Here is a 15,779-nt window from a genome sequence, read left to right as displayed (position 1 = left end):
TCTCTTCAACGACTTACTCTTGTTCGAGTTTGGCGGCCCGCTCGGCCAGCCTCGCCTCGCGCTGGCGCAGCTTCTCCTCGCGTTCCCTGGCCTTCTCAGCCTCGCGCAGCATCCGCTCGCGCTCCTTCAGCTCGCGTTCCCTGGCCTTCTCCGCCTCCTTGAGCTCCCTGGCCCTGGCCTTCTGCGCCTCCTTGAGCTCCTTCTCGGTCGGCCTCGGCAGGGCGGGCGCGGGAGACAGCTCCAGGCCCTTGCTCGTCGCGGTGATCTGCGGCTTGGGGTTGAGCCCCGTCAGCCCGTTCCACGACAGGTTCACCAGGTGCGCGGCGACCTCCTCGCGGCCGGGCCTGCGCACGTCGAGCCACCACTGGCCGGTCAACGCCACCATGCCGACCAGCATCTGGGCGTACATCGGCGCCAGCTTCGGGTCGTAACCCCTGGCCTTGAACTCGTCGGCCAGCACGTCCTCGACCTGGCTGGCGATCTCGCTGATCAGGCTCGCGAACGTGCCCGTGCCCGAGGCGGCGTGCGAGTCGCGCACCAGGATGCGGAAGCCCTCGCTGCTCTCCTCGATGTACTGCAACAGCGCGAGCGCCGCCCGCTCCAGCTTGACCAGCGAGTGCGACGCCGACAGCGCCGCGGTGATCATGCCGAGCAGCTTCTGCATCTCGCGGTCGACCACCACCGCGTAGACACCCTCCTTGCCGCCGAAGTGCTCGTACACCACCGGCTTGGACACCTGCGCCGTGGCGGCGATCTCCTCGATGGAGGTCCCGTCGAACCCCTTCTCGGCGAACAGCGCGCGGCTGATGGTGATCAGCTGCTCTCTTCGCTCTCTTCCTGTCATACGTCTGCGGGAACGGGATTCGGTGGTCACAGGTTCCATAATGACGGTGCCCGGTCGAAAACCGGGCACCGTGGTATCGGCACTAGCCAATGCGCTTCGCCGCCAGCCGCTCAGGCGTCGGCCACCGTACGTCGTGGACCCAGCCCAGCCGCTCGAAGAGGCGGATCACCGCCGCGCTGATGTCGATCTGCCCCTTCAGGACACCGTGACGGGCGCAGGTCGGGTCGGAGTGGTGCAGGTTGTGCCACGACTCGCCGAACGAGGGGATCGCCAGCCACCACACGTTGCGCGACTTGTCGCGCACCTCGAACGCCTCCTCGCCGAAGACGTGGCAGATCGAGTTGATCGACCAGGTCACGTGGTGCAGCAGGCCGATGCGCACCAGCGAGCCCCAGAAGAAGGCGGTCACCGCGCCCTGCCACGACCAGGTCAGCAGCCCGCCGAGGATGCCGGGAAGCACGATCGAGGTGAGGGCCAGCGCGCCGAACCACTTGTGCAGCCTGACGATGTCGGGGTCCTTGGAGAGGTCGGGGGCGTACTTCTCCCTGTTGGTGCGCTCGCTCTCGAACAGCCAGCCCATGTGCGCGTAGAGCAGGCCCTTGGTCATGGACCTGAAGCCGGGGCCGAAGCGCCACGGCGAGTGGGGGTCGCCGTCCTTGTCGGAGAACTTGTGGTGCTTGCGGTGCGTGGCCACCCAGTCGAGCACCGACATCTCCAGCGACAGGCTGCCCGCGATGCCGAGGGCGATCTTCAGCGGCCGCTTCGCCTTGAAGGAGCCGTGCGTGAAATAGCGGTGCAGCCCGACCGTCACGCCGAGACCGGAGACGACGTAGAAGACGAAGGAGATCGCGACGTCGGTCCAGCCCAGCCCCCAGCCCCACGCGAACGGCACGGCGGCGGCGAACGCGACCAGGGGGAGGCCCACGACGAGAGCGAACATGATCAGCTCGGGCTTGGTCCTGGGCTCGGGATCCGCGTCTGGCTTGGGACCGGGCGCCGGTCGATCGGTCAGGACGGTCATGGGCTACCTCTCACGACAGGTATGAGGATGATTGTCCGGGCTACGCATCCGTAACTTACGTCAGCGTAAGTTAGGAATTCCTAAGAGGCGAATGTGGGGAAGGTGAAGGTATCGGCGAGTTGCCGAGTGGGTTCTGTGCCTTGTGGAAAGCCGTCGCCGGCTGGTATAAGCCCGGCCGAGCGTCCGAGGGCCTGCCCTGTCCGGGAGATGGAATGCGGGCGCGGAGGTGAGGTGCGGGTCGGTATCGTATGTCTAGCCGTGACACGCCAGTGTCCGGATTATCCCGGATCGTCTAATTGGCAGGACAAGTGGTTTTGGTCCACTTTGTAGGGGTTCGAGTCCTCTTCCGGGAGCTCTGAGGCGGTTCGCGGCCACCGGCTGGGTGGCTAGAGAGACACCGAGGGCGGGAAGGTATCCTCACGGTGTCGGGAGGGTGGCGGTGCGGTAGCCGTACCGCGCCCTGATCCGCCTCGTCACAGGGAGCCTCAGTCCGTGAGTGTGCCGCGCCCGGCCGCCGTCATCGTCCTCGCCGCAGGCGAGGGCACCCGGATGAAGAGCCAGACCCCCAAAGTCCTCCATGAGCTGTGCGGCCGCCCGCTGGTCGACCACATGCTCGCCGCCGCCAGAGAGCTCGACCCCGAGCGGCTCATCGTCGTCATCGGTCACGCGAGGGAGCGCGTCGGCGGTCACCTCGCCCGCAACAGCCCCGACGCGCGCGCCGTCGTGCAGCGCGAGCAGCGGGGCACCGGCCACGCCGTCCGCACCGTGCTCGAAGAGGTCGGCACGATCGCCGGCACGGTGCTGGTCACCTACGGCGACACCCCGCTGCTGCGCGGCCGGACCCTCGCCGACCTGCTCGAGGCCCACGCGAGCGAGCGCAACGCGGTCACGGTCCTGACCGCAGAGGTGCCCGATCCGACCGGCTACGGACGGATCATCCGCGACGGTTCGGGCGCCGTGCTGGAGATCGTCGAGGAGAAGGACGCCACCTCGGCGCAGCGCGCCATCAGGGAGATGAACTCCGGCGTCTACGCCTTCGACGGCCTGCTGCTGGCCGACGCGGTCAAGCGGGTCTCGACCGACAACGCGCAGGGCGAGGAGTACCTCACCGACGTGCTGTCCATCCTCAGGGCCGACGGCCACCGGGTCGGCGCCCACATCGCCGCCGACTACGTCGAGGTCGAGGGCGTCAACGACAGGGTGCAGCTCGCCTTCGCCCGCAAGGTGCTGAACCAGCGCGTCCTCGAGACGCACATGCGGGCGGGCGTCACCGTGATCGACCCCGCGAGCACCTTCGTCGACGTGCAGGTCAGGCTCGAGGCCGACGTCGTCATCCACCCCGGCACGCAGCTGCACGGCAGCACCGTCGTCGAGACCGGCGCGCAGATCGGCCCCGCCTCCACGCTGACCGACACGACGGTGCGCGCCGGAGCGGTGGTGCGCTACGCCGTGTGCGACGGCGCGGTCATCGGGCCCGAGGCCGCCGTCGGGCCGTACGCCTACCTCAGGCCCGGCGCCGAGCTGGGGCACAAGGCCAAGGCGGGCACCTACGTCGAGGTGAAGAACTCCACGGTGGGGGCGCGCTCCAAGGTGCCGCACCTCACCTACGTCGGCGACGCGACGATCGGCGAGGACGTCAACATCGGCGCCTCCGCCGTCTTCGTCAACTACGACGGGGTCAACAAGCATCACACCACCATCGGGGACGGCGTCTTCGTGGGGTGCGACACCATGCTGGTCGCTCCGGTGACCGTCGGCGACGGCGCCTACACCGCCGCCGGTTCGGTGATCACCGAGGAGGTCCCACCCGGGGCGATGGGCGTGGCGAGAGCGCGGCAGCGCAACATCGAGAAATGGGTCTTGCGCAGGCGCGCGGGCACGAAGTCGGCAGCGGCGGCCGAGAGGGCGCTGGCCGAGAAACAGCGGGAGAGTGGCACGTGACGAGCATCAAACAGCCGGGGTCGAAAGAGCTGATGCTCTTTTCTGGCCGGGCCTACCCTGAGCTGGCCGACGAGGTCGCCCGGAATGTCGGGGTCTCGCTCACGCCGACGAAGCTGATCGACTTCGCCAACGGTGAGATCTACGCGCGCTACCTCGAGTCGGTGCGCGGGTGCGACGCCTTCGTGATCCAGAGCCACACCGGGCCGATCAACAAGTGGATCATGGAGCAGCTCATCATGGTCGACGCGCTCAAGCGGGCCTCCGCCAAGCGCATCACCGTGGTCATGCCGTTCTTCGGCTACGCCAGGCAGGACAAGAAGGGCCGCGGCCGCGAGCCCATCACGGCGCGGCTGATGGCCGACATCTTCAAGACGGCGGGCGCCGACCGGCTCATGTCGATCGACCTGCACACCTCGCAGATCCAGGGCTTCTTCGACGGCCCCGTCGACCACCTGTTCGCGATGCCGGTGCTGGAGAGCTACCTCAAGGACAAGCTCGACCTGGCCACCACCACGATCGTCTCGCCCGACACCGGCCGCGTACGGCTGTCGGAGCGGTGGGCCGACACGCTGGGCACCCCCATGGCGTTCATCCACAAGCGGCGCGACCTCGACGTGGCCAACACGGTGAAGGTCAACGAGGTGGTCGGCAAGGTGCGCGGCCGCACCTGCGTGCTGATCGACGACATGATCGACACGGCGGGCACGATCTGCAAGGCGGCCGACGCGCTGTACGAGCAGGGGGCCACAAACGTCATCGTGGCGGCCACCCACGCGGTGTTCTCCGACCCCGCCGTGGACCGGTTGAAGAACTCCCGCATCTCCGAGGTGATCGTGACGAACACCTTGCCGCTGACGGAGGAGAAGCGGTTCGACAAGCTGACCGTGCTGTCGATCGCGCCGCTGATCGCGCGGGCGATCACCGAGGTGTTCAGCGACGGCTCGGTCACGAGCATGTTCGAGGGCAACACCTGAGTTCGCCTGGGCCGGTGCGCCCAGGCAGGACCTGCGGGGGAGCTGTTCCAGCTCCCCCGTTTTCTTTTCCCCGCGGCGGATCCGGGGGCCGCGTGCACACGGCTACCGGCCCGCCGTGAAGACGGATCAGGGCAGCGCCGTACCACTGGTGTCCGACACACATCGTCGAAGGGCCACCATGCATGTCAGCCCACCACAAGATCCCGAGATCCTCCTGCTGGGTACCGATGCCGAACTGATCGGCGATTCGCTGGAGCGGCCCGAACGCTTCGGCGCCGTCTTCGACCGCCATTTCGACGCCATCCACCGCTACGTCCACCTGCGCCTGGGCGAGTCGACGGCAGACGACATCGCCGCCGAGACGTTCCTGCGCGCCTTCCGCGCCAGGAAGCAGTACGACCTGTCCAAGCCCAGCGCGCGCGCCTGGCTCTACGGCATCGCCTCCAACCTCGTCGCCGACCACGCCCGCTCCGAGGCCCGCAGGTACCGGGCGCTGGCCAGGAGCGCCGCGCCCGCCGACCAGGAGAGCCACGACGACCGGGTGGCCGGCCGGGTGTCCGCCGCGGTCATGCAGCCGGCGCTGGCCGCGGGCCTGGCGAAACTCTCGGCGGGTGACAGGGACGTCCTGTTGCTGATCGCCTGCGCCGACCTCAGCTACGACGAGGTGGCCGCCGCCTTACGCATCCCCAAGGGAACAGTGGGCTCCCGGCTCAACCGGGCGCGCAGGAAGCTACGCAAGATCATCGGAATGAACGGGGAGGACCTGTGATGAACGAGCTCGACCTGATCAAGGAGTACCACGACGGCCTCCCCGGGCCGTCCCGGCGGGCCTCGGCGCGTGCCTGGAGCCGGCTGGCCGCGCAGGCGCAGGCGCCGGAGGGACTCGGACCGGTCCCCGCTCGCGGCCGCGGCCTGCGCCGGCTGGCCTTCAGGGTGGGCGTCGTCGCGGCGCTCGTGTCGGCCGTGAGCGCCGGCGTGGTCGTGGTGGGCGGCGACGGCGGTGGCTCGCCGCTGTCGCTGCGCCCGGCCAACGCCGCCGAACTGCTGGAGCAGGCCGCGGCGGCCTCGCTCAAGGACCCGCGGCCGCGCGCCGACCAGTTCGTCTACCTGGACCGCAAGGACCTGCAGTACCACATCGGCAGCGGCCCGGAGGGTGAGTGGGAGGGCGCGCAGGAGGTTCGCAGGGAGATCTGGGTCCCCGCCGCACCCGACGGTGAGGTGATCACCCGCGCGACCTTCGGGAAGGACGTCCTGACCCGCGGCAAGCCGTACGAGGGCCAGGCTGCCGAGGGGACGGTGAACTACTACCGCGGCGACCAATGCGTTGCGATCGCGGGTGGCGTGCTGCGCCGGGACGCGGGCGAGTTCCCGACGGAGCCGGGCGCGCTCCTGGCCAAGGTACGCCAGGAGGCGGAGCGGGAGGTCCGTGACCCGTCGACCTTCGACCAGGAGCTGGCTCCCGAGGAGATCCCGATACTGGTCGAGGGCTTCGTCGTGGACAAGCTGGTGTCGCTGGTCGAGAATCCCTTCGCCACCCCCGAGATCAGGGCCACGGTCTTCCGCGCGCTGAAGACCATGCCGAACGTGACGATCGCCCCCGACCTCGCCGACGCGGCCGGCCGGCACGGGATCGGGGCCGAGATCTCGTGGGCCGGGCTGGAGGGCAGGCAGCGATCGGAGATCGTCTTCGAGCAGGAGACCTTCAAGCTGTTCGGCTGGCGGCACTTCGAGGAGCTGAAGCAGCCCGACGGCGGCGTCAAGGAGACGCTGACAGGCAGCACGGCGTTGATGGCGAGCGAGGTCGTCGACTCCACGCCGGAGATCCCCGCGGGCAACGAGCCCCAGTACCCCTGTTGAAAGCCGGCGCCCGTCTCCTCGGCCACGGGGCCGCCGAGGAGGCGGCGCGGTCCGCGCCGAGACACGACGTTCTTCACAGATATCCCAGCCCTCTCGAATGTCACTATGTGCACATGTATCATTGCTCTCCGTAGCCAATCGGTGGTGATGCGTACAGCGCGCCCACCGCTCCACGACAAGGACTCTCGTGAGTTCTTGCGCACACATCGGGGATGAATCATGAGCATTCGAGTGATCGGCGCGACCATCGTGGCCGCGACCGCGATAGCAGGCGGTCTGGCGGTCTTCGGCGGCGCGTCCATGGCGTCCGAGTTCAGGCCGGCGCCGACGCCTGGGCCCGGCTCGGACAACAGGACCATGTCCGACTCCGACGCCAACTCGACCTCCACCACCTCCTCCCAGTCCGCGCCCAGGAAGAGCCGGTCCAGGAACCAGAGCAAGTCGGTCTCCTGCTCCAACGGCTCCTGCACGGTGAAGCTGTCCGGCGCGCCGGTCAACAGCGCCGACCTGATCGCCACCAGCGACACCTCGGTCTCCGACCTGGGCAGGGCGGCCCTGGGGGTCAGCGACTTCATGTCCGACGGGGTCGCGGTCGAGGTGGAGGGTCAGGAGAAGGGCCTCAGGATGGGCGAGCCGGTGACGATCGGCGACTGGACCATGACTCTGGAGCGCGTCAACCCGCGCAGGTACGAGGCTCAGCTTGTCGCCACCTACAAGGCGCCGAACACGGGACGTTGATCCCGGCGCCGCAGGGGATTCCGGCGGACGTTCCGCCCCGGCCGGTCGCCGGCCGGGGCGGTTCCCCGCGCCCCGCGTGCGAGCCGAGGGGTGAGGGAAGCGGGTAGACTGCACAGGTTGCGTTCGTAACGCCTTCCGCTAGGGCGGGTGAGGGTGAGCGCAGTATCCGATCTTTCCGATGCATCCCTAGGAGATGTCGTGTCCGAAGTACGTATCGCCGCCGAGTCGCGCACCGAGTTCGGCAAGGGCGCCGCCCGCAAGATCCGTCGCGCCGACAAGGTGCCCGCCGTTCTGTACGGGCACGGCATCGACCCCAAGCACCTCACGCTGCCCGGCCACGAGGTCCTGCTGGCCCTGCGCACCGCCAACGTCCTGATCCACCTCAAGGGCGAGGGCATCGACGAGCTCGCGCTGCCCAAGGGCGTCCAGCGCGACCCGATCAAGGGCTTCGTCGAGCACGTCGACCTGCTGCTGGTCAAGCGCGGCGAGAAGGTCACGGTCGAGATCCCCGTCACCACCGTCGGTGACGTCAACTCCGAGGGCCTGCTCGACCAGCAGTCGGTGAGCGTCGCGGTCGAGGCCGAGGCCACCCACATCCCGACCGGCGTCGAGGTCGACGTCGAGGGTCTCGAGGTCGGTGCCTCCATCACCGCCGGCGACCTGCAGCTGCCGAAGGGCGCCACGCTGGCCGCCGACCCGGAGACCGTGATCATCCAGGTCATCGCCAAGCCCACCGAGGCTCCCGCCGAGGCCGCCGCCGAGGGTGAGGCCGCCGAGGCCGCCGCCGAGGGCGAGACCGCCGAGGCCGCCGAGTAAGAAGCCAGAGCCCGGAACGGGGCGAGCCGGGCACGCGCCCAGCTCGCCCCGTTTTCTGCATGGAGGAGCGATGGATCGCTGGCTGATCGTCGGCCTGGGCAACCCCGGGTCCCAGTACGAACGCAACAGGCACAACGCGGGCTTCATGGTGCTCGACGAGCTGGCCGCGCGGGCGGGCGGCACGTTCAAGGCGCACAAGAGCCGCGCGCACGTGCTGGAGACCAGGGGCGCGGTGCTGGCCAAGCCGCAGACGTACATGAACCTGTCAGGGGGCCCCACCAAGCATCTCGCCGACTTCTACAAGATCCCCCCGGAGCGGGTGATCGTGGTGCACGACGAGCTGGACATCCCGTACGGCGCGCTGCGCGCCAAGTTCGGCGGCGGCGACAACGGCCACAACGGGCTGAAGTCGATCACCAAGGTCCTGGGTACCCGCGACTACCTGCGGGTACGGTTCGGCATCGGCCGCCCGCCCGGCCAGATGGACGCGGCCACCTTCGTGCTCAGGGACTTCGGCACCGTCGAGCGCAAGGACCTGGCCTTCCTCGTCGACAGGGCGGCCGACGTGGTCGAGTCGCTGGTGGAGAAGGGGCTGGAGACCACGCAGAACGCCTTCCACAGTCTCGACCTGAAGATCTCCGGCCCGCCACGCTGAAATCCCGCCATCGGGTACTACCGGGCGCTACCATTCCATGACTGTCCGTTGATACAGGTCGTGGGGGGGTAGATGACGGTCGCGAAGGTCGAGCCGCCGCTCGTCTGGCGGGCCAGCCCTCGCATGCCTGGATGGGTGCGTTCCTACCGCGTGCAGGCGTTGTGGACAGATCTGTCGTGCGCGGCGGCGGGGGCGATGCTCGCCTTCGCCGCCCGGTTCGGCGAGATCACGCCCCACGCCGCGCCGTACATCGTGCTCAGCCTCGCGCTGCCGCCCGTGTGGGTGTGCGCGGTGGCGCTCAACAGGGCCTACGAGCCGCGCCTGGTCGGTATCGGCTCGGAGGAGTTCCGCCGGATCGTGCGGTGCGGGGTGGCGCTGACCGCCGCGATGGCGATCTGCGCCTATGCCACCAAGACGGAGGTGGCGCGCGGCTACGTCGTGCTGGCGCTGCCGCTGACGACCCTGCTGACCGTCGTCTTCCGGTACGGCCTGCGCCGTGCCCTGCACAGGCGCAGGGCGGCCGGGAGGTGCATGCGCAGGGTGGTGGCCGTCGGCCACGCCGCGGGCATCGCCGAGCTGGTCAGCAGGTTCCGCAAGGAGCGCTACCACGGCATGGAGATCGTCGCCGCCTGCCTGCCCGAGGACTCTCCGGACAAGGAGGTCGGCGGCGTGCCGGTGGCGGGCGGGTTCGGCGACGTCCCGCTGGTGGTCGGCCAGTACGGCGCCGACACCGTGGCGGTGCTGGCCTGCCAGGAGATGGACGGCGTGGCGCTGCGGCGCCTGGCCTGGCGGCTCGAGCGCACGCACACCGAGCTGGTCGTCGCCCCGGCGCTGATGGAGGTGGCCGGCCCACGCACGACGATCAGGCCCGCCGCGGGGCTGCCCCTGCTCCACGTGGAGCACCCCGAGCTGGCCGGGATGCGGCAGCTGGTGAAGAACGTGTTCGACCGGCTGGTGGCCGGAGTGCTGCTGGTGCTGGCCACGCCGCTGCTGCTGGCCGTGGCGGTCGCCGTACGGCTGGACAGCCCGGGCCCCGCGCTGTTCAGGCAGACCCGCGTGGGCAAGGACGGCAGGCTGTTCACGATCGTGAAGTTCCGCACCATGCGGCAGGACGCCGAACGGCTGAAGGTGCTGCTGGTCAGCGACGCTGACGGCGTGCTGTTCAAGGTCAGGAACGATCCACGCGTCACCGGCATCGGCGCGCTGATGCGCCGCCATTCCCTGGACGAGCTCCCGCAACTGGTCAACGTGTTGCTGGGGCACATGTCACTCGTCGGCCCGCGCCCTCCGCTGCCGGAGGAGGTCGCCAGGTACGGCGACGACGTCCGCCGGCGACTGCTGGTGCGCCCGGGGCTGACGGGGCTGTGGCAGGTTTCCGGCAGGTCGGATCTGTCATGGGAGGAATCCGTCCGCCTCGACCTGCGTTACGTCGAGAACTGGTCACTCATGCTGGATCTGCAGATCCTGTGGAAGACTTGGTCGGCCGTCGCCCGCGGGCAAGGAGCTTATTGATGACGATTCGCGACGACCATTCCCTGGCCTCCGACCTGGCGACGGAGGCGGGCGAGCGGCTGCTCGCGCTGCGCTCCCGCGAGGGTTTCGGGCACCCGCCCACGCTGCGCGCCGAGGGTGACCGGATGTCCCACGTCTTCCTCACCGAGGCGCTGGCGCGGCTACGGCCCAGCGACGGCGTGCTGTCGGAGGAGGCCACCCGCGAGGAGCGCGAAGACCCCGCCAGACGCGCGGCCGACCGGGTGTGGATCGTCGACCCGCTCGACGGCACCAGGGAGTTCGCCGAGGAGGGCCGCGCCGACTGGGCGGTACACGTCGCGCTCTGGGAGCGCGGGGCGCTGGTCGCCGGAGCGGTGGCGCTGCCCGCCCAGGGCCGCACGCTGTCGACCGGTGAGCCGCCCAAGCTGCCCGCCTACCAGGGCGGCAGGTTCCGCATCGCGGTCAGCCGCACCAGACCGCCCGAGTTCGTCCAGAGACTCGCCTACCTCGCGGGCGCCGACCTCGTGCCGATCGGCTCGGCCGGAGCGAAGATCTCCGCGGTGCTGACCGGCGAGGTCGAGGCGTACGTCCACGCGGGCGGCCAGTACGAGTGGGATTCCGCGGCCCCCGTGGCGGTCGCGCAGGCCACCGGAGCGCACGCGAGCCGCATCGACGGCGCTGAGCTGGCCTATAACCAGGAGGACCCCACTCTTCCGGATATCCTTGTTTCCCTACCGGAGCTGGCGCCAACGTTGCTCGCCGGGATCCGCGACCTGCACCGCTAATGCCGGAGGAAGCCCCCATGCTTCAGCGCGACTACACGACGTCGCAGCTCGACGTCCTAGAGGCCGAGGCCATCCACATCATGCGCGAGGTCGCCGCGGAGTTCGAGCGGCCGTGTCTGCTGTTCTCCGGCGGCAAGGACTCCATCGTCATGCTGCGCATCGCGGAGAAGGCGTTCTGGCCCGCGCCGATCCCGTTCCCGCTGATGCACGTCGACACCGGACACAACTTCTCCGAGGTCATCGAGTTCCGTGACCGGCGGGCGGAGGAGCTCGGCGCGCGCCTGGTGGTGGCCAGCGTCCAGGACTCCATCGACGCCGGGCGCGTCACCGAGGAGACCGGACGGCGCGCCTCGCGCAACCGCCTGCAGACCACGACGCTGCTCGACGCCATCGAGGACCACGAGTTCGACGCCGTCTTCGGCGGCGCCCGCCGCGACGAGGAGAAGGCGCGCGCCAAGGAGCGGGTCTTCTCCTTCCGCGACGAGTTCGGCCAGTGGGACCCGAAGAACCAGCGCCCCGAGCTGTGGAACCTCTACAACGCGCGCATCCGCAAGGGCGAGCACATCCGGGTCTTCCCGCTGTCCAACTGGACCGAGCTCGACATCTGGGACTACATCCGCCGCGAGGGCATCGAGATCCCCTCGATCTACTTCGCGCACACCCGCAAGGTGTTCGAGCGCGACGGCATGCTGCTGCCCGACGCCTCCGTGGTCAACAGGGGCGAGGACGAGCCGCTGTTCGAGGCCGTCGTCCGCTACCGCACGGTCGGCGACATGACCTGCACGGGCGCCGTGCAGTCCACGGCCGCCACGGTCGAGGAGATCATCGAGGAGATCGCGGCGACCAGGATCACCGAGCGCGGCGCCACCAGGGCCGACGACCGGGCCTCCGAGGCCGCGATGGAAGACCGCAAGCGGGAGGGCTACTTCTGATGCGCGACCTTCCCCTCGCCAGCCGTACCACCATGGGAGAGCAGCTTTAATGGACATCCTTCGCTTTGCCACGGCGGGAAGCGTCGACGACGGCAAGTCCACCCTCATCGGGCGCCTGCTCTTCGACTCCAAGGCCATCTTCGAGGACCAGCTCGAGGCCGTCGAGCGCACCTCGCGCGACCGCGGCACCGAGTACACCGACCTGTCGCTGCTCACCGACGGCCTGCGTGCCGAGCGGGAGCAGGGCATCACGATCGACGTGGCCTACCGCTACTTCGCGACGCCGCGGCGGAAGTTCATCATCGCCGACACCCCTGGCCACATCCAGTACACCCGCAACATGGTGACCGGCGCCTCCACGGCCGACCTGGCGATCATCCTGATCGACGCGCGCAAGGGCGTGCTGGAGCAGTCGCGCCGCCACGCGTTCCTGACCTCGCTGCTGCGGGTGCCGCACCTGGTGCTCGCGGTCAACAAGATGGACCTGGTCGACTACTCCGAGGACCGGTTCGAGGAGATCCGCGAGGAGTTCACCGCCTTCTCCTCCAAGCTCAACGTGGCCGACCTGACCTTCATCCCGATCTCCGCGCTCAACGGCGACAACGTGGTGTCCAGGTCGGAGAACATGCCCTGGTACCAGGGCTCCTCGCTGCTACACCACCTGGAGAACGTGCACATCGCCTCCGACCGCAACTTGGTCGACGTGCGCTTCCCCGTGCAGTACGTCATCCGCCCGCACAAGACGGAGTTCCACGACTACCGCGGCTACGCGGGGCAGGTCGCGGGCGGCATCCTCAAGCCGGGCGACGAGGTGCTCCACCTGCCCTCGGGCCTGACCTCGCGGATCGCCGCGATCGACACCTTCGACGGGCCCGTCGAGGAGGCGTTCCCGCCCATGTCGGTCACCCTCCGGCTGGAGGACGACATCGACATCTCCCGCGGCGACATGATCTGCCGGCCCAACAACCGGCCGCACGTCGCCCAGGAGCTGGAGGCGATGGTCTGCTGGATGTCCGACGCGGCCAAGCTCGCGCCGCGCTCCAAGCTGACCATCAAGCACACCACGCGGACGGCCCGCGCCCTCGTGCGTGACCTGCACTACCGGCTCGACGTCAACACGCTGCACCGCGACGAGACGGCGACCTCGCTGGGCCTGAATGAGATCGGCAGGGTGTCGCTGCGGGTCACCCAGCCGCTGTTCGTCGACGACTACGCCCGCAACCGGCTGACGGGCGGGTTCATCCTCGTCGACGAGGGCACCAACACGACGGTCGGCGCCGGGATGATCGTCGACGCCCGAGCGTGACGTTCGACAGGGCCCGCGGTTCGACCGCGGGCCCTGTCGCTTTTCCGGGCGCTTCCCCTTTTCCGGGTGCTTCCCCTTTTCCGGGCGCTTTTCCGGGCGTTTCTCCGCGTGCTCGGGCGGGACGGGCCCTGCGTGGTCATCGCCTGCCGGGTCCTGCGTGCCTGGCCGCGCGGGCAGTACGGCCGGCGGCTCATGATCGGGTCGGTGGGGCCGCCGCTTAGGTAGATCCTTTTACGTTTCCGTGACACCGTGATTACTCTCCGCGCTAATGTCTCCACGGTCCGTATCCGCCGCACCGCCGGAGGCGAGCCCATGACCAGCCGGGTGATCTTTCTCGGCGGCCTCGGCCGCAGTGGTACCACGCTGCTCGAACGCCTCCTCGGCGAGCTGCCCGGCGTCGTGCCGCTCGGCGAGGTCGTCCACCTCTGGGCGCGCGGAGTGCTGGCCGACGAGCCGTGCGGCTGCGGCGAGCCGTTCGGGCGCTGCCCCTTCTGGCGGCAGGTGGGCGAGCGCGCCTTCGGCGGCTGGCCCCGGGAACTGGCCGAACGGGTCCTGGCCCTGCGCCACCGGGTCGACCGCACCAGGCGCATCCCCGCCGTCGGTCACCCCGACCTGGCCGAGTACGTCGCCGCCTACGACCGCGTCTACTCCGCCGCCCTGGAGGTCACGGGCGGCACGGTCGTCGTCGACTCCAGCAAGCACGCCTCGCTGGCGTTCTGCCTGTCGGCGGGTGGCGTGGCCCCCCGCGTGGTCCACGTCGTACGCGACCCCCGCGCCGTGGCCCACTCCTGGCGCAGGACGGTCGCCCGCCCCGAAGACGGCCGCCCGATGACCAGGTGGGGCGCGATGCGCACCTCCCTCCACTGGAGCGCCCAGAACCTCGCGCTCGACCTGCTGTCCCGACGGGGCGCCAGGGTGACCAGGGTCCGCTACGAGGACCTGCTCGCCGACCCCCACAGCACCCTCACCGCGCTCGCCACCGAACTGGGCCTCGAGACCCGCCTCGGCTTCCTCGACGGAGCCACCGCGAGCCTCGGCCCCGCCCACACCGCCTCGGGCAACCCCATGCGGTTCGCCGTCGGCCAGGTGCGGCTCTTCCACGACGACGCGTGGCGCGGCGGGCTGCCTCCCGTGCAGCGCGCCGTCGTCTCGGGCCTGACAGCCCCTCTCATGACCAGGTACGGCTATCGCGGAGCGGCGGCATGACTCCTTCGGTCGGCGTGGTGATCCCCACCGCGGGCAAGCGGCCGGCGCAGCTGCGGGCAGCGACACGCGCGGTGCTCGCCCAGGACTATCCAGGCCGCGTCGAGCTGGTCATCGTGGCCGACGGCGGAGACCCGCCCGCGGTCGCCGAGCAGGTGGCCGACGCCGTCGCGCCCAGGTCCCACGCCGACGGGCGCCACCGGGTGCGGGTGCTGCCCAACCGGTTCAGCCCCGGCCTGCCCGGCGCCCGCAACACCGGCATCGCCGCCTCCGACACCGAACTGGTCGCCTTCTGCGACGACGACGACGTCTGGCTGCCCGGCAAGCTCGCCGCCCAGCGCCACGCCCTCTCCGACGGCGCCGACTTCGTCAGCTGCTCCATCGAGGTCGAGTACGGCTCCCGCCGCGTCCCCAGGCTCGCCGGAACCGACCAGGTCACCAAGGCCGACCTGGTGCGCTCGCGCATGGTGATGGTGCATTCCTCGACGTTCCTGTTCCGACGCGGTGCCTACTGGGTCGACGAGAGCGCGCCCGCGGGTCAGAACGAGGACTGGGACCTCGCGTTGCGCGCCGCCAAGCGGCAGCCGATCGCGCACGTCGACCGTCCGCTGGTCAGGGTCCGCTGGGGGGCGTCGCAGTACGTCACCAGATGGGCCGACCGCATCGCCGGGCTGGAGTGGATGCTCGCCCGGCACCCCGAACTGGCCGTGGATCCGCGCGGCGCGGCGCGGATCTACGGCCAACTCGCCTTCCACCACGCGGCGCTGGGGCGGCGCAGGGAGGCGGGCCGGTGGGCGCTGCGCACGTTCGCCGCCCACCTGGGCGAACCACGCGCCCCGATCGCGCTGGCGGTGGCGGCGGGGCTGGTGTCCGCTCCCGCGGTGCTGGCCCTGCTGCACGACAGGGGTCACGGGATTTGAGCGGTCCGGCACCGCACCCCACCCCCGACAGGAGCCCCGCCGCGGACCAGCCCTCCCGGCCCACCGCCCGGGACCTGACCGGAGAACCGCTCTCCTCGCCCGGGACTCCCAGCCGCTGCCTGGGGCTTCCCGCTCCCGAGGTGTTCCCGGCTTGCGGGGTGTTCGCGGCTTCTGAGGCGTGTCGCCCGCCTGAGGCGCTCCCGGTCTCCGGGACGCCATCGGCTTCGCGCGTGGTGCTCGCTCCTGGGGCGGTTCCGGCTTCAGAGGGGTCCAGGGCTTCCGGGGCGCTTCGCGCT

At 70.0% G+C, this 15,779-nt stretch carries 15 protein-coding genes and 1 tRNA gene; 14 read left to right on the top strand and 2 right to left on the bottom strand.

Translation table 11 applies throughout. The annotated features are described in order from the left end of the window. Positions 1–13: 13 nt before the first annotated feature. Both ACWDLG_RS10315 and ACWDLG_RS10310 read right to left on the bottom strand, forming a co-directional pair. Positions 14–883 carry a TetR/AcrR family transcriptional regulator gene (locus ACWDLG_RS10315; protein ID WP_449918116.1) on the bottom strand — a complete coding sequence of 290 codons (870 nt, stop codon included), beginning with the start codon at positions 881–883 and terminating at the stop codon, positions 14–16. 43 nt (positions 884–926) lie between these two features. After that, positions 927–1,865: an acyl-CoA desaturase gene (locus ACWDLG_RS10310; RefSeq protein WP_449918114.1), complete on the bottom strand. Its 939-nt coding sequence runs from the start codon at positions 1,863–1,865 to the stop codon at positions 927–929. Positions 1,866–2,146: 281 nt separating this feature from the next. Between ACWDLG_RS10310 and ACWDLG_RS10305 the strand changes: the two genes are divergently transcribed. From ACWDLG_RS10305 to ACWDLG_RS10240, 14 genes are all read left to right on the top strand, one after another. Continuing rightward, a tRNA-Gln gene (locus tag ACWDLG_RS10305) sits at positions 2,147–2,218 on the top strand. A gap of 139 nt (positions 2,219–2,357) precedes the next feature. Next, a complete protein-coding gene (gene glmU / locus ACWDLG_RS10300) occupies positions 2,358–3,806 on the top strand; it encodes a bifunctional UDP-N-acetylglucosamine diphosphorylase/glucosamine-1-phosphate N-acetyltransferase GlmU (protein WP_354905480.1) in 1,449 nt (482 codons plus the stop codon). Continuing rightward, complete coding sequence (locus tag ACWDLG_RS10295; protein ID WP_354905483.1) at positions 3,803–4,780, top strand: ribose-phosphate diphosphokinase; 978 nt, start codon at positions 3,803–3,805, stop codon at positions 4,778–4,780. The genes glmU and ACWDLG_RS10295 overlap by 4 nt, the downstream gene beginning before the upstream one ends. Before the next feature lie 178 nt (positions 4,781–4,958). Further along, positions 4,959–5,549 carry an RNA polymerase sigma factor gene (locus ACWDLG_RS10290; protein WP_449918109.1) on the top strand — a complete coding sequence of 197 codons (591 nt, stop codon included), beginning with the start codon at positions 4,959–4,961 and terminating at the stop codon, positions 5,547–5,549. Further along, complete coding sequence (locus tag ACWDLG_RS10285) at positions 5,549–6,637, top strand: CU044_5270 family protein (RefSeq protein ID WP_449918106.1); 1,089 nt, start codon at positions 5,549–5,551, stop codon at positions 6,635–6,637. Before ACWDLG_RS10290 ends, ACWDLG_RS10285 begins: the two co-directional genes overlap by 1 nt. Before the next feature lie 219 nt (positions 6,638–6,856). Next, positions 6,857–7,375, top strand: coding sequence for a hypothetical protein (locus ACWDLG_RS10280; protein ID WP_449918104.1), 519 nt, complete (start codon positions 6,857–6,859; stop codon positions 7,373–7,375). 198 nt (positions 7,376–7,573) lie between these two features. Beyond that, positions 7,574–8,191 (top strand): 50S ribosomal protein L25/general stress protein Ctc, encoded by a 618-nt coding sequence (locus ACWDLG_RS10275; RefSeq protein WP_449918102.1) that lies wholly within the window; start codon positions 7,574–7,576, stop codon positions 8,189–8,191. Between the two features lie 70 nt (positions 8,192–8,261). Then, positions 8,262–8,846 (top strand): aminoacyl-tRNA hydrolase, encoded by a 585-nt coding sequence (gene pth, locus ACWDLG_RS10270; protein ID WP_354905495.1) that lies wholly within the window; start codon positions 8,262–8,264, stop codon positions 8,844–8,846. A 72-nt stretch (positions 8,847–8,918) separates the two neighbouring features. Beyond that, positions 8,919–10,358 carry a sugar transferase gene (locus ACWDLG_RS10265; protein WP_354905498.1) on the top strand — a complete coding sequence of 480 codons (1,440 nt, stop codon included), beginning with the start codon at positions 8,919–8,921 and terminating at the stop codon, positions 10,356–10,358. Further along, positions 10,358–11,122: a 3'(2'),5'-bisphosphate nucleotidase CysQ gene (locus ACWDLG_RS10260; protein WP_449918100.1), complete on the top strand. Its 765-nt coding sequence runs from the start codon at positions 10,358–10,360 to the stop codon at positions 11,120–11,122. The genes ACWDLG_RS10265 and ACWDLG_RS10260 overlap by 1 nt, the downstream gene beginning before the upstream one ends. A gap of 17 nt (positions 11,123–11,139) precedes the next feature. After that, positions 11,140–12,054, top strand: coding sequence for a sulfate adenylyltransferase subunit CysD (gene cysD, locus ACWDLG_RS10255; protein WP_354905501.1), 915 nt, complete (start codon positions 11,140–11,142; stop codon positions 12,052–12,054). A 49-nt stretch (positions 12,055–12,103) separates the two neighbouring features. Further along, positions 12,104–13,360 carry a sulfate adenylyltransferase subunit CysN gene (cysN, locus tag ACWDLG_RS10250; RefSeq protein WP_354905502.1) on the top strand — a complete coding sequence of 419 codons (1,257 nt, stop codon included), beginning with the start codon at positions 12,104–12,106 and terminating at the stop codon, positions 13,358–13,360. A 312-nt stretch (positions 13,361–13,672) separates the two neighbouring features. Continuing rightward, positions 13,673–14,566: a sulfotransferase family protein gene (locus tag ACWDLG_RS10245; RefSeq protein WP_449918098.1), complete on the top strand. Its 894-nt coding sequence runs from the start codon at positions 13,673–13,675 to the stop codon at positions 14,564–14,566. Beyond that, on the top strand, positions 14,563–15,483 hold the full coding sequence (locus ACWDLG_RS10240; RefSeq protein WP_449918095.1) for a glycosyltransferase family 2 protein: 921 nt from the start codon (positions 14,563–14,565) through the stop codon (positions 15,481–15,483). Before ACWDLG_RS10245 ends, ACWDLG_RS10240 begins: the two co-directional genes overlap by 4 nt. Positions 15,484–15,779: the final 296 nt, after the last annotated feature.

Source organism: Nonomuraea sp. NPDC003727 (assembly GCF_053586935.1).
Note: the sequence above shows the minus strand (reverse complement) of the source record. Positions and strands in the feature narration are given on the sequence as shown.

What these genes read in the sequence shown, in the direction of transcription:
- ACWDLG_RS10315 (WP_449918116.1), bottom strand. Translation starts at nt 883, where the DNA reads ATGGAACCTGTGACCACCGAATCCCGTTCCCGCAGACGTATGACAGGA.
- ACWDLG_RS10310 (WP_449918114.1), bottom strand. Translation starts at nt 1,865, where the DNA reads ATGACCGTCCTGACCGATCGACCGGCGCCCGGTCCCAAGCCAGACGCG.
- ACWDLG_RS10290 (WP_449918109.1), top strand. Translation starts at nt 4,959, where the DNA reads ATGCATGTCAGCCCACCACAAGATCCCGAGATCCTCCTGCTGGGTACC.
- ACWDLG_RS10285 (WP_449918106.1), top strand. Translation starts at nt 5,549, where the DNA reads ATGAACGAGCTCGACCTGATCAAGGAGTACCACGACGGCCTCCCCGGG.
- ACWDLG_RS10280 (WP_449918104.1), top strand. Translation starts at nt 6,857, where the DNA reads ATGAGCATTCGAGTGATCGGCGCGACCATCGTGGCCGCGACCGCGATA.
- pth (WP_354905495.1), top strand. Translation starts at nt 8,262, where the DNA reads ATGGATCGCTGGCTGATCGTCGGCCTGGGCAACCCCGGGTCCCAGTAC.
- ACWDLG_RS10265 (WP_354905498.1), top strand. Translation starts at nt 8,919, where the DNA reads ATGACGGTCGCGAAGGTCGAGCCGCCGCTCGTCTGGCGGGCCAGCCCT.
- ACWDLG_RS10260 (WP_449918100.1), top strand. Translation starts at nt 10,358, where the DNA reads ATGACGATTCGCGACGACCATTCCCTGGCCTCCGACCTGGCGACGGAG.
- cysD (WP_354905501.1), top strand. Translation starts at nt 11,140, where the DNA reads ATGCTTCAGCGCGACTACACGACGTCGCAGCTCGACGTCCTAGAGGCC.
- cysN (WP_354905502.1), top strand. Translation starts at nt 12,104, where the DNA reads ATGGACATCCTTCGCTTTGCCACGGCGGGAAGCGTCGACGACGGCAAG.
- ACWDLG_RS10245 (WP_449918098.1), top strand. Translation starts at nt 13,673, where the DNA reads ATGACCAGCCGGGTGATCTTTCTCGGCGGCCTCGGCCGCAGTGGTACC.
- ACWDLG_RS10240 (WP_449918095.1), top strand. Translation starts at nt 14,563, where the DNA reads ATGACTCCTTCGGTCGGCGTGGTGATCCCCACCGCGGGCAAGCGGCCG.